11 protein-coding genes are annotated in these 12,674 nt (G+C 56.0%); 5 read left to right on the top strand and 6 right to left on the bottom strand.

Going from position 1 to position 12,674, the window contains the following annotated elements:
• Positions 1 to 27 precede the first annotated feature (27 nt).
• Both NQH49_RS03020 and opgB read left to right on the top strand, forming a co-directional pair.
• A complete protein-coding gene (locus NQH49_RS03020; protein ID WP_256698336.1) occupies positions 28 to 417 on the top strand; it encodes a tautomerase family protein in 390 nt (129 codons plus the stop codon).
• A 214-nt stretch (positions 418 to 631) separates the two neighbouring features.
• Entirely contained in the window at positions 632 to 2,923 is a 2,292-nt protein-coding gene (gene opgB, locus NQH49_RS03015; RefSeq protein WP_256698335.1) for a phosphatidylglycerol--membrane-oligosaccharide glycerophosphotransferase, read from the top strand.
• Positions 2,924 to 2,969: 46 nt separating this feature from the next.
• Here the strand turns inward: opgB and NQH49_RS03010 are convergent, their stop codons facing one another.
• A complete protein-coding gene (locus NQH49_RS03010; RefSeq protein ID WP_256698334.1) occupies positions 2,970 to 3,677 on the bottom strand; it encodes a GNAT family N-acetyltransferase in 708 nt (235 codons plus the stop codon).
• 107 nt (positions 3,678 to 3,784) lie between these two features.
• Here NQH49_RS03010 and pdxR point away from each other — a divergent pair, with 107 nt between their 5' ends.
• Positions 3,785 to 5,233, top strand: a complete 1,449-nt coding sequence (gene pdxR / locus NQH49_RS03005) for a MocR-like pyridoxine biosynthesis transcription factor PdxR (protein WP_256698333.1) — start codon at positions 3,785 to 3,787, stop codon at positions 5,231 to 5,233.
• On the opposite strand, the gene NQH49_RS03000 is transcribed toward pdxR, so the two are convergent.
• The 4 genes from NQH49_RS03000 to NQH49_RS02985 all read right to left on the bottom strand — a co-directional run bounded on the left by NQH49_RS03000 (position 5,230) and on the right by NQH49_RS02985 (position 9,047).
• On the bottom strand, positions 5,230 to 5,742 hold the full coding sequence (locus NQH49_RS03000) for an RcnB family protein (protein ID WP_154193090.1): 513 nt from the start codon (positions 5,740 to 5,742) through the stop codon (positions 5,230 to 5,232). The two genes, pdxR and NQH49_RS03000, sit on opposite strands and share 4 nt — an antisense overlap.
• 156 nt (positions 5,743 to 5,898) lie before the next feature.
• On the bottom strand, positions 5,899 to 7,044 hold the full coding sequence (locus tag NQH49_RS02995; protein ID WP_256698475.1) for a serine hydrolase domain-containing protein: 1,146 nt from the start codon (positions 7,042 to 7,044) through the stop codon (positions 5,899 to 5,901).
• A gap of 183 nt (positions 7,045 to 7,227) precedes the next feature.
• Positions 7,228 to 8,010 carry a MetQ/NlpA family ABC transporter substrate-binding protein gene (locus NQH49_RS02990; RefSeq protein ID WP_256698332.1) on the bottom strand — a complete coding sequence of 261 codons (783 nt, stop codon included), beginning with the start codon at positions 8,008 to 8,010 and terminating at the stop codon, positions 7,228 to 7,230.
• Between the two features lie 17 nt (positions 8,011 to 8,027).
• On the bottom strand, positions 8,028 to 9,047 hold the full coding sequence (locus NQH49_RS02985) for an isopenicillin N synthase family dioxygenase (RefSeq protein WP_256698474.1): 1,020 nt from the start codon (positions 9,045 to 9,047) through the stop codon (positions 8,028 to 8,030).
• A gap of 210 nt (positions 9,048 to 9,257) precedes the next feature.
• Between NQH49_RS02985 and NQH49_RS02980 the strand changes: the two genes are divergently transcribed.
• Both NQH49_RS02980 and NQH49_RS02975 read left to right on the top strand, forming a co-directional pair.
• Positions 9,258 to 9,935, top strand: a complete 678-nt coding sequence (locus tag NQH49_RS02980) for a YecA/YgfB family protein (protein WP_256698331.1) — start codon at positions 9,258 to 9,260, stop codon at positions 9,933 to 9,935.
• 79 nt (positions 9,936 to 10,014) lie between these two features.
• A protein-coding gene (locus NQH49_RS02975) for an IS3 family transposase (RefSeq protein WP_256696421.1) occupies positions 10,015 to 11,378 on the top strand; the annotation gives its coding sequence in 2 pieces (ribosomal slippage) (positions 10,015 to 10,510 and positions 10,510 to 11,378; 1,365 coding nt in all).
• Between the two features lie 72 nt (positions 11,379 to 11,450).
• On the opposite strand, the gene NQH49_RS02970 is transcribed toward NQH49_RS02975, so the two are convergent.
• Complete coding sequence (locus tag NQH49_RS02970; protein ID WP_256698330.1) at positions 11,451 to 12,506, bottom strand: DUF1176 domain-containing protein; 1,056 nt, start codon at positions 12,504 to 12,506, stop codon at positions 11,451 to 11,453.
• Positions 12,507 to 12,674: the final 168 nt, after the last annotated feature.

Raw genomic sequence — 12,674 nt, 5'->3', positions numbered from 1 at the left:
CATGTGAGCAAAAACGAGGGTTTATTTATGCCGTTACTGACATTCGACGTTATTCAGGGCCGTTCAGAATCAGAAATCCGCACATTGCTGGATGCCGCACATCGCGCGGTGGTAACCGCATTTAGAGTCCCGGCCCGCGATCGTTATCAGATTGTTCATGAAAACAAAGGTTATCAGATGGTCTTTCAGGATACCGGCTTAGGCTTTGCGCGAACCGACAATCTGGTGATGGTGCGCGTGTATACCAGCCCGAGAAGTGAAGAACAGAAGTGCCTGTTTATGGCAGAGTTAGCGCGCGAACTGCTGGAAAGTTGCGGCGTTCAGGGCACAGATTTGATGATTAGTTTTATCACCAACAGTAAAGGTGACTGGAGCTTTGCCGACGGCGAAGCGCAATACCTCACTGGAAAACTCTAATCTCCCTTCTCTGCCCTCACTGGCAGCAGCGCGTCCGTTGCTGCCAGGCGAAACCACAGTTAGCCTTAACCCGCCTTAAACGAATCGGAATGCATCGCACAAATCTGGTTGGATGTGTTGCAGCCCTGTGACACCCAATATAGATTGACGCAAAATCCCCACAGAGGGTCGTTGACGCAAGGAATGCGTATTCATTCAACATGAGGATCTAACGTTGTCCGAATTGGTTTCGGTTGTACTCTTTTTGGCCGCGATTGCGGTCTACTCCTCTAAAGCCGGGCGAAATAAATTTTGGTTTAGTCTGATCCTGCTGCTGCTCACGCTGTTTATCGTGCTTAACGTCACGCTGGTCGCCAGCAACTATTTTACCGGCGATGGCATTAATGACGCAGTGCTGTATACGCTGACCAACAGCCTGACCGGCGCGGGCGTGAGCAAATATGTGGTGCCGGCCATCGGACTGATCATCGCGCTGTTCTCGCTGTTTTGCCTGCTTTCGTGGTTACTGCGCCGCCGTAAGCGGCCGCATCACCTCGGCTGGAGTTTGCTGGCGATTGCCTGTGCCGCAGGTTCGGTACAAACCACGCCTGCGTTCCGCCAGGTGAAGGAGTTGATTGCCTCACATTCACGCCTCGCCGATTCGGATTTCGAAACCTACTTCAAAACGCCCAATAAGGTGATCGCTGAGCCCAAGCTCAATCTGGTCTACATTTATGGCGAAAGTCTTGAACGGACCTATTTCGATCAACAGGCATTTCCTGGTCTGGCCCCGGAACTCAGCCGGGAAAAAGAGAACAGCATCGATTTCAGCCAAACCGAACAGCTGCCCGGCACCGATTACACCATTGCCGGCATGGTAGCTTCACAGTGCGGCATCCCGCTGTTTGCGCCTTTTGATGGCAATGCTTCGGCCTCGCTCTCCAGCTTCTATCCGCAGAATATTTGTCTGGGCGACATTCTGAAAAACTCTGGCTATGAGAACTGGTTTATTCAGGGCGCCGATTTACGCTTCGCCGGTAAAGACACTTTTCTGCTGTCGCATGGCTTTGATGCGGCCAATATGTATGGCTCGCAGGAGCTGAAAAGTCGCGTTGCCGATCCCAGCTATCGTAATAACTGGGGCTACTACGATGACACGGTGATGGACGAGGTGTTTGAGAAATACGAGGAGCTGTCGCGCGCGCAAAAACGCTTCGCATTGTTCACGCTCACCGTCGACACCCATCATCCGGATGGTTTTATCTCGCGCAGCTGCCAGCGCAAAAGCTACAGCTATGATGGTAAACCCAACCAATCCTTTAGCGCGGTCGCCTGCTCGCAGGAGCATGTGGCGCGTCTGATTGAACGCATCAAAGCGTCGCCGTGGTTTAAAAACACCATCATCGTGGTGACCTCCGATCATCTGGCGATGAACAACACCGCGCATCAATATCTGATCAAGCAGCCGCGCCGTGACCTGTTTATGGTGATTCGTGGCGATCAGCCACAGGCGGAAGTGCTCGACGCCAAACGCAGTACGCTGGATAACGGCGCCACGGTACTGGATATTCTCGGCGGGGATAACGCGATTGGGCTCGGTCGCAGCGGCCTCTCTTCGAAATCGCTGTCCACCGAGTTCGACGACATGGCAAAGCGCGTCACATCGTGGAAAGCGGACATTATTCAGCTGTGGAATTTCCCCAGCAAGATGGATAGCTTCACCGTCGATCAACAGAAAAACACCTTCAGCTTCTCTGGCGCGACCTTCAAATTACCGATTCTGTTCCGCGTCTCCGACAAACATGTCGAACCGCTGCCGGAAGGGGAATACTCCGAACCGCTGCGTTATCAGCTGGCGAGTTTTGCTGCCGCCGACAAGTTCGTTTGGGTCGATCGCTGCTTCAAGATGGCGCGCCTGTGGCAGCCAGATTTAGCCCTGTCGAACGATTTGTGCGTGTCGATGGGACAAATGGGCGCCAAACCCAGCGTAACCCGCATCGATAAAGCGCAGTGGAAAGGTAAAGTCAGCTTCCCGAAAGCAGAAGTCAGTGCGGCAACCTTCCAGCTCAACGAGCAGCAAATACGCATCGAAGACAATGCGATTCGCTACAACGCCGACAGTTTCCTGTTAACGGTGCCCGGCGCGCCAAATAGCGTGAAGAGTTTTAAGGGGATATCACGTCCGGAAGCGTGGGGACGCTGGTCGAATGCCAATCTGGCACCGGAAGTGAACATTGAGTATACCGATCCGCTGCCTGAACGCTTTGATGTGGTAATCACCGCGCGGGCTTTTGGTCCGAATGCGCATCGACCGATTCCCGTGCACGTTGGCGATGAAGAGCAGCAACTGAATTTGGGAGATGAGTTCTCCACCACCACGCTGCATTTCACCAATCCAACCGGCAGCCGTAATTTGATCATTGCGCCGCCGGAGCCGCAGGAGTCGAATGTCGGCAATATCATCGGCCAGGATCCGCGCAAACTGGGGATCGGCATGGTGGATATAAAAATAATTCCGCAAACCTAACGTAGGGTCGCCATTTATGGCGACCAGGTGCGCATGGATGCGCAGTCTACGAACGCAGCGCCTCCAGTTTTTCGCGTTGCGCCCCTTCCACCGTAAAGTTCTCTGCCGCCAGCCAGCGTTCGAAGCCTTGTTTCACCTGCGGCCAGTCGCTGTCGATAATCGAGAACCAGCAGGTATCACGGCTGCGGCCTTTATAGACAATCGCCTGCCGAAAGGTGCCTTCAAACTGAAACCCTAAACGCAGCGCCGCGTTGCGTGATGGCTGATTGCAGCTGTCGCACTTCCACTCGTAGCGACGATAGCCCAGCTGCTCTAAGGCGTAGCGCATCAGCAGATAGTGCGCTTCGGTGGCCATGCGCGTTTGCTTCAGCAGCGGCGAGAAGGCGACGTGGCCGATCTCCACCGATCCGTTTGTCGCATCAATGCGCATCAACGCCAGGCTGCCAACCGCACGATTACTCACTGGATCGATCACCGCGAAATGCATGGGATCGCGCCCATTTTCCAGCTTGCGCGCATAGGCAACATAGGCTGCTTCATCGGCAAAAGGTTCGGCGAACATATAGGTCCAGTCACGCCCATCTGCAGCCAGCTCATAGGCAGCATACAGTTCGCGGCCATGGCGCTCGGCACTCAGCGGTTCCAGGCGGCAATAGTCACCGGTGAAGGTTTCATAGCTCGGCCAGGCGCGGGGTTGCCAATCTGGCAGCGGAAATCCTACCGGTTGTCCGTAAGCGTTGGTGTGTTGCGACATTCCTCAATTCCTTTATCAGTCAGGACCAGAAATGCAGAGTGCCACTTTGCTGGCGTGTTAAAAAGCGCCACAATGCATGAAATTGATGGATCCACGGAACTGCGTACATGAGTGATATTGAGCTACATCGATTATTGCTGGCTCCGCTGGAAACCAACGGCAAGTTAACGCTGCAACAGCAACTGTTTCAACGTATCAGGCAGGCGATTCTGACGGGCAAACTCGCCGCCGGCACGCGTTTGCCCGCGACACGCCAGCTGGCGCTGGATCTCGCGGTTTCACGCAATACTGTGATCGCCGTCTGGGCGCAGCTGCAGGCGGAAGGCTTTTTGCTGAGCGATCGCCAGGGCAGTCGCATCAGCAATATGGCGCAGCTACCGCAGGAAAATCAGCCGCACACCAACAGCGAAATCACCTTGTCGCCGCGCATCGCTCAGCTGAGATCCAGCCATCGCAGCTTCAGTCAGGAGATGGCGCTGCGCCCCGGCGTGCCTTCGCTGGCACATTTCCCGCTAGCTCAATGGCGACGGGCGCTGAACCGCGTGATGCTGCATCAGCCGCAGCAACTGCTGGGTTACGGCGATCCGCTCGGTGAACGCACACTGCGTGAAGCGCTGGCGCAGCATCTGGCATTGGCGCGCGGCGTGCGCTGTACGCCCGAACAAATCGTGATTACCGAAGGCGCGCAGCAGGCATTGACGCTGTGCGTGGCGCTGCTCAGCAGCCCAGGCGACATTGGTTGGGTGGAGGAGCCAGGGTATCGCGGCGCGAAAGCGGCGATGCGGTTGGGAGATATGCGTATTGAACCGATAGCGATTGATGCGCAAGGGCTGGCGCCGCAGCCACAGGACTGGCAACAGCGTGCGCCGCGCCTGATTTACACCACGCCAACGCACCAATATCCCACCGGCGTGATCATGAGCGCACCGCGTCGTCTGGCACTGATGGCGGCCGCCCGGCAACAGCAAACGTGGATTATCGAAGATGATTACGACAGCGATTTTCGCTACAGCGGCGAGCCGATCGCCGCTATGCAGGGCATGACGCAACCAACGCCCGTGATCTACGTTGGCTCGTTCAGCAAAACGCTGTTTCCCGCGTTGCGCCTTGGATTTATGGTGTTGCCGCCGCAGCTGGTCACGCCGCTCCGCCCTGCGCTACATGAACTGCTGCGCGGCGGCAATCGTCCCGAGCAGCAGGCGCTGGCGCTTTTTTTACGCAGCGGTGATTTTAGCCGTCATCTGAGCAAAATGCGCCGTCTGTACCGCCAACGGCAGGCAACTTTGCGGCAGGCTTTGCAGCATACGTTTGGCGATCAGGTTCCGTTGCTGGGCGGCGAATGCGGCATGCATCTGGTGTTATCACTGGAAGCGGATCAAAACGATATGCGGTTGGTGGATCGGCTGATCCAGAGCGGCTACGCGCCGGGCGCGCTGTCGGGATTTTATTCGGGTGAGCAGAAGCAACAAGGGCTGGTGCTGGGTTACGGTAACACCAGCACCAGCCAGATTACGGCAGGCGTCGCGCAGTTAGCGCGTCTGCTGCGCGGGAATTAACCGCGGAAGAAGATTTCGCCTGATTTGCCCATCACGATCTTACCGCTGTCATCGGTGATCAGGATGTAGTTGGCATTGATGTACGCCCAGTGCGTGCCTGGCTGCGGCGCTGGCAGATGACGTGGCTTCCACTCAACAATGGTGTACTGCTTTTTACGATACTCATCTGGCACCACATCGCCCACTTTATACTCTTTGTAGTCGATGATGATGGTAGTCAGATCGTAGTTGTTTGGTGCAGCCGCATCACCGCTTTGCGGTGGGCGAATTGGCGCGACATCGCCGCTGGATTCAGCCGGTTCATTGCTGGCTGGCGCATCGGCTGCCGGAGCCTGCGTTTGCGGGTCTGCGGCTGGCGCCTGGGTTTGGGCATCGGGTGCGGTTTGCTGCACTTGTGGCGGCATCGGTACGGCGTCTGTTTGCTCGCCTTCCGCCAGCGCGGCCGGAGCAAGGCTTAAAGCGCCCAGAAAAATTCCTGCAGAAAGAAGATTGACGTGTGTCCTGCGCATGGGTGATTTCCACTCTGGTTAATTATTAACTGTCCATTTAACTGACAAGTTAAGCACGCAGAAGGTTCCCCCGGCGCGCTTAGCGCGTCAAATTTCGCTGCTCAGCATACCTCAGCTCAGGCATTTTTTGGCGCAGTAAAATTGCAAGCAACCATGTTAGTTTTTGTCGTGCGCTTTCTGCGCCAGATCCATCAATAACGCGATGCCCAGATAGTTACTCCAGTTAAACGCGTTCTGCAGCACCACAATCGCATTGCCGTTCTGCTTATCAAAGCCAATAAAACTCGAGTAGCCGCCGATATAACCCACCTGATAGGTGATCTGCTGATCGCCGTAGGTATCGGTTACCCAGGCGATATTTTGTGCCTGATTGCCGTGCTGCTCGTAGCCGTGATTAACCTGCGCAAAGGCCGCGTTGAGCGCAGCGCCCGCGCCGTCATGCAGATGCGCATCCAGATAGCGAATCAAATCGCGCGCGTTGCTGTAGAGGCTGGCGGCCGCCACCATATTGTTGTTAAACGCCCAATCCGGCGTAATTTGCCCGCGTGGAATCAGCTTTGGCTGATCGCCCGCATGGCCGAGCGCACGCCACGGATAACCGCGCAGACGCTGCGGCTTGAAGCTGCTGCTGGTCATGCCCAGCGGCTGAAACAGATTGCGCTGCGCCAGCGTTTCGATGTCCTGATGGAAGCGATGTTTGAGGATGTAGCCCAACAGCGCATAGCCGAGATTAGAATAGCGCGCGCTGGGATGCGCGGGCGCGTCAAAGTCGGCCAGATAATCCAGCACTGCGTCGCTGTCGAGGTTGCCGTAAAAGTTCTCGCCGCTACGCAGATAGCCCATAAATTTCATGAACATCGGTAAATCCATATCCTGGCGCGGCAAGCCCGAGGTGTGCGTCACCAGCTGCAACAGCGTGATGCGTTTGGCATCGTCGCTCAGCGGCACGTTGGGCGGCAACAGCGTCGCGAGCGTGTCGTTCCAGTGCAGTTCGCCGCGATCCACCAGCTCAATAATCACCTCAGCGGTGATGCCTTTACTCAGCGAACCGAGCGCAAATAAAGTATCTGGCGTGATGGGATAACGGTGCACCGCATCGGTGACGCCAAAACTGTAAAATTTAGGCTGGCTGCGTTGATGGATGATGGCGATGCTGATGCCGGAAACCTGCTTCTGCTGCATGTAATGGCGCACGATGTCATCGACATTTTCTTTAAAGGTCGCGTGCGAAAGATAGACTTTATCGCTGACGGGCGCGGAAGTTTGCGACAAGGTGCCGCAGGCGCTGAGCAATACGCTCATGCCCAGCAGAATGATGCATGTTACTAAACGATGGCACAGCACCCATTTATTCCTGGTAAAGATAATCATGGCAATGGATTGAGCGAATTTTTATGTTTTATAAAGGGTGCGACGGGTGTTGGTGGCGAAATATAACACAGAAGAAAGTCAGCGCCACCTGCCAAAAACAGGTGGCGGCGGGGATTATTGATTAACGGGAATAACCGATCCTTGGTAGTGCTGGTTAATAAATTCAGCGGTTTGCTTTGACTCCAGATCTTTCGCTAGTTCCAAAATACGCGGATCGTGCGCCAGTTTCGGCGTGGTGACCAGCACGTTGGCATACGGATTATCCTTCGCTTGTTCCAGCGCCAGCGCATCCTTCGACGGCACTAAACCGGCCTGCAACGCGTAGTTGCCATTGATGATCGCCAACTGCGCATCATCCAGCGCGCGCGGCAGCTGCGGCGCTTCCACTTCGATAATTTTCAGATGGTGCGGATTGTCAGTAATGTCTGCGGAAGTCACCAGCGTATTGGCGCTATTGCTCTTCAATTTGATCAACCCATTGGCCTGCAACAGATAAAGTGCGCGGCTGAGATTGGTGACATTATTCGGCACGGCCACTTGCGCGCCATCAGGCAGATCTTTCAGTGATTTCACTTTGTGCGAGTAGATGCCAAGCGGCTCAATATGTACGGTGGCGACCACAGAAAATTTCTCGCCCAGCGCTTTTTCCTGATCGCGCAGGTAAGGCACATGCTGGAAGTAGTTGGCATCGACGTCACCGCGTGCCAGCAGTTCGTTGGCGTTGAGGTTGCCGTTGAGTTCAATCACCTTGAGATCGAGCTTCTTGTCGGTCTGTTTAATGTGGTTGAGGATTTCGCTGTGCGGCACGGCATCTGCCGCTACGCGCAGCGCGGCCGCCGACGCGTAACTGCTGAACACCGAAACCATCGCTAACGCCGCTATCACCTTTTTATTCATCTGCTTCCCTTAGTTTCTTATGATTTAACGCGATTGAGAGTGTCAGCGTAATAACGCTGCGCCACGTCGCGATGCGATCGCAAACGTCCTTTGAGATAGTTCCAACCCACTTCACGCAGCAGCGGATTGCTGGGATCGCTGGTGGGCCCGCGCGCTTCTGCCGCCAGCTGCGGCGGTAGCTGATACAGCGGCACTTCGGCATTGAGCTGTGCGCCGAGGAAAAAAGCGATGGAAATGCGCTGCTGGTTTATCGGCGGCGACACCACGCGATGCACAGTGGCGCGCAGATAACCGTTGGTAGCAATTTCCAGTAGTTCGCCGATGTTCACCACAAAAGCGCCCGCTTTCGGCAGCGCATCAACCCACTGATCCGGCGTGACTTCTACCTGCAACCCAGGCTGATCGTCCTGCAACAGAAAGGTCAAAAAGCCGGAATCTTTATGCGCGCCAACACCTTGCTGGCTGGCAGCGGCATCCTGCCCCGGATAGCGAATCAGCTTCACATGTTCGTTGGGATGCGTGCCGTACAGCGCATCAAAAGCGTCCGGCGGCAGCGCCAGGGATTTGGCGAAGGCGCGCAGTAAACGCAACGCCACGTCAGTCATCGCCTGCTGCCACGCGTGGATCACCGGACGCAGCTGCGGCAGCGCCTGCGGCCACAAATTGGGCCCTTGCAGCTGCTTCCATGCTGGATCGTCTGGCTGCAACGTCAGCGCGGCGCGTTCTGCACCGATATCAAATTGCTCACGCTGATCGCGCTGCTCACGGGTGTATTCCACGCCCGCACGGTTGTAGCCGCGAAAATGCGGCGAATGGATCATCGAAACGCGCTGCTTCTCTTCATCCGGCAACGCAAAGAACGCGCGCGTGATGCTTTGTACGTTCTGCAATAGCTGCGGATTGATGCCATGATTCACCAGATAGAAGAAACCGACGTCACGCGCGGTTTCGCGCAGTTCGGCAAGGTATTGCGCCTGCTCCGCATCCGGCAGTTCCAGCAGCGCTAAATCCAGTACCGGCAATGTGCTGGCCATAATTTGCATCCTTTATGCAGAAAAACTCTGCCTTTACGCTGCCATCTGTCGACAACAGCAGCCAATACTGTTGCGTGATAAGTTATGGCGAATCCTTTTTAGGAGAGGTTCAGCAATCGATATGCAAAAAGCGATAAATCGCGCCCGCTTCCCGCTATAATCGCCGCCAATTAACTTTGGGCATTGCCCATCAATGAAAGCAGGAGATGCCGTATGAACCAGGGTCCGTTAACTGAAAAAGAGCTGAACTGGCTGGAAGATATGCTGGAGAAATACGGCAACGAGCACTCGGTGGTGGATACCGCTGAGCTGGACGGCATGCTGACAGCGCTACTCTCCGGCCCGAACGACATCGAACCGAGCGAATGGCTGGTGGCGATGTGGGGCGGCAAAAAGCACATTCCAAAATGGTCGAATGAGCGCGAGATGGATCGCTTTATGACGCTGACGTTCCAGCATCTCAACGACATCGCCGAACGCCTGGCCGAATTCCCGGAGCAGTTCGATCCGCTGTTTGGCACGCAAGAGATGGAAGGCCAGGAATTCACCGTGGTGGAAGATTGGTGCTACGGCTATTTGCGCGGCGTGGCGCTGGATGCAGATTGGTCGCTGCTGCCCGAATCACTGCAGCCGATGATGGAGGTGATTGCCTTGCACGGCAGCGAAGATCACCTGGCGAAGCGCGAAGCCTTCACACCGGACGAGTTTGAAGCCAGCATCGAGGCGATTCGCCCTGCGGCGCTGGAACTGCATGAATACTGGCAGGAACAGCGCATGGCGCAGCCCGATCCAGAGCCTCAACTGCCGCACTTTGCCGGCGAGAAAACCGGCCGCAACCATCCTTGCCCATGCGGCAGCGGTAAAAAATATAAGCAGTGCTGCGGCAAGTAGGAGCACCATTTGTAGGGTCGCCATTCATGAACTGCACCCCAAATGTTGGACCATAATCTGACATTGAAGGTGCAGCTCTATGACAACAAAATATCCCATCGAATTTAAACTCTCGGCCATTCACTATTTTCTTAGCGGCCATGCCGGTATTGATGGAACGGCTAAGCACTTCAGCATTGCCCCTACTAACCTCCGCCGCTGGGTTGCGCGCTATCAGCATCACGGTGAGCAGGCTTTGCTTCCCCGCGGGCACCGGCGTTATTCTTCTGACTTCAGGGTCCAGGTGGCGCATTATGCTCTGGCTCATACCGGTGAGTCATACGCTGCGGTTGCGGCGCGTTTTAATATCAGCTCACACAAAACGGTTGAATCCTGGGTCCGCCAGTACAGCCTTAAAGGTCACTATGCTTTCCCGCCCGAAAACAGCACGCGGAGAACACCAATGTCAGGCAAAGAAAAATCACCAAAACCAGTCGGGTCAATGACGCCGGAAGAGCTGCTTAAGGAGCTCGAATACCTGCGTGCCGAAAACGACTATCTGAAGGTCATGCAGGAGATTATCCTGGAAAAAAAGCGCCGGGAGCGGGAGAAAAAGCCGCAGCCGTGACGCTGCTGCGCACGCGGCATCGCCTGCCGGTGCTGCTGAGCGTATCGCGGCTGCCAAAAAGCACTTTTTTTTATCAGCTTGCCCGCCAGCAGGCAGCGGATAAGTACGCAGAGGTGAAGACGCTTATCGTCAGGCTGTCAGAGGAGCATCGCAGTGTTTATGGCTACCGGCGCATGGGCTGCCTGCTCAGGCAGCACGGCTGGGCGCTGAGCGGGAAAACCGTGCTGAAGCTGATGTCGGCGCTGGGTCTGCAGTCGCCGGTAAGAAAGAAGAGATACCGGTCCTGTCGCGGGCCCGAGGGGCGGACAGCCGGCAACGTGCTGCAGCGCAACTTCCGGGCACAGGCACCGAACGAGAAGTGGGTAACGGACGTAACGGAGTTCAGCGTTGCGGGTGAAAAATGCTACCTGTCCCCGGTTCTGGACCTGTATAACGGCGAAATCGTGGGCTGGGAAACGGCGCGTAAGCCGCTGATGCCGATGATAAACGGTATGCTGAGCAGAGCCTTACAGCATCTGACGGGCGAGCAGCGTCCGCTTCTTCACAGCGATCAGGGCTGGCAGTATCAGATGCCGGAGTATCAGCGGCGCCTGGCGGAAAACGGGATAAAACAGAGCATGTCGCGCAGAGGAAACTGCCTGGACAACGCGGTGATGGAAAACTTCTTCGGTCATCTGAAGTCGGAAATGTTTTACCTGAAGAAATACCGTGACGTAGAGGAGCTGGAGAAGGACATCGGAGACTATATCCACTTCTGGAATACTAAGCGGATAAAAATGGGGCTGGGTGGGCTGAGTCCGGTAGCGTACAGGACTCAGCATTACGCAGCGCTTTAACTAAACGGTCCAGGTTATGGGGTTCAGTTCATTCATGGCGACCTGCCAACGAGATGCGCATAACTGCGCCCCTTACGGCAGCGATGCCGCTTTCACCTCGGTCACCCAGGTTGGCAACTGCCATGCGCCACCCGCGCGAATCGCACGGCACATGCCGGTGGTAGCGTCGCTACTCTGCTCGAACGCTTTGCCATCCCACACCCACGCCGCTGTGCTCCAGCAGTCGCCGATGCCGCGCCCTTTCTGCGCTTCAGTGATCACACCTTCGCTGTAATCAGAGCCGGAATCCGTCACCAGCTGCGGTGTGCCCTGCAACGCTTTGTCGATCAGCCAATAGCCGTAACCTTCGTTATACGCCCCGCGCCAGCACAGCGCGGCGATCAGCACGTGCGCATCATCAACCGGCGTTAACGTCAGCGGCTCCGCGCCCTCTTCCGGCTGATCGTCGGACGGTGCCAGATTGTCGCAGCTGTCGTCATCGGTGAGCGAGGCAATCAGCTTCGGCTTCAACAGTGCCAGCTCATCGGCCGTCAACGGACGCGCATCGGCCTTCACCACTTTTACCTGCTGAATCACCGGCATCGCCACCGCTGCCGGTACGCTGTTTTCCGGCTTGTTGCCTTTACGCACCAGCGCGCCCGGCGTGCTAAGACGACCTTGCGCATCATCCATTTTCAGCAGCACCGCAAACGCGCCATTGCTGGAGAGATCGAAAGGCTCTTCACCACCGCGAAACTCCACTTTGCCGCTGCCTTTGATGCCGTTGATCAGCGCCTGGGTTTGTTCATCGGTCAGCGTCCATTCGTCGTTATCGGCTTTCGCCACGTCGCCCAGCGCACGGTCATCAATCCACAACGCTAAGTTGTTCACCACTTTAGAATCATCATCGCCGGTATCGGCCAGCACCACGCGACCGTGCGTCACCGCATTGGGACCTCCGGCACGCACCAGCAGCACCGAGCCGCCCGCGCCCTCTTCGGCGCTGTAACCGGCGGCGCGACAGGTCAGCGTGTTATCGCAGGCCAATTCCCAGTCTTTGTGGCTAAAGGAGACGCCGTCTTGATCTGCCAACAGCGGCGCACTCAGGCTGGCAAATAGCGACATCGCCAGCAGCAATCGGGTAATCATGCCATCTCTCCATAATGGTAAAGGTGGCTAGTGTGATGATTTTTGTGATGCGGGAGAAGTGAATTTTTGAGGTCATGTGGATGGCTAATGAATCGGCAGCTATTCGATCGTTCATCTTTAACCATTCCACCGATGAGCCAATCATTGAATGCCAAGCATTCAAAGCGG

Source organism: Pantoea trifolii (assembly GCF_024506435.1).
GTDB lineage: Bacteria > Pseudomonadota > Gammaproteobacteria > Enterobacterales > Enterobacteriaceae > Pantoea > Pantoea trifolii.
Note: the sequence above shows the minus strand (reverse complement) of the source record. Positions and strands in the feature narration are given on the sequence as shown.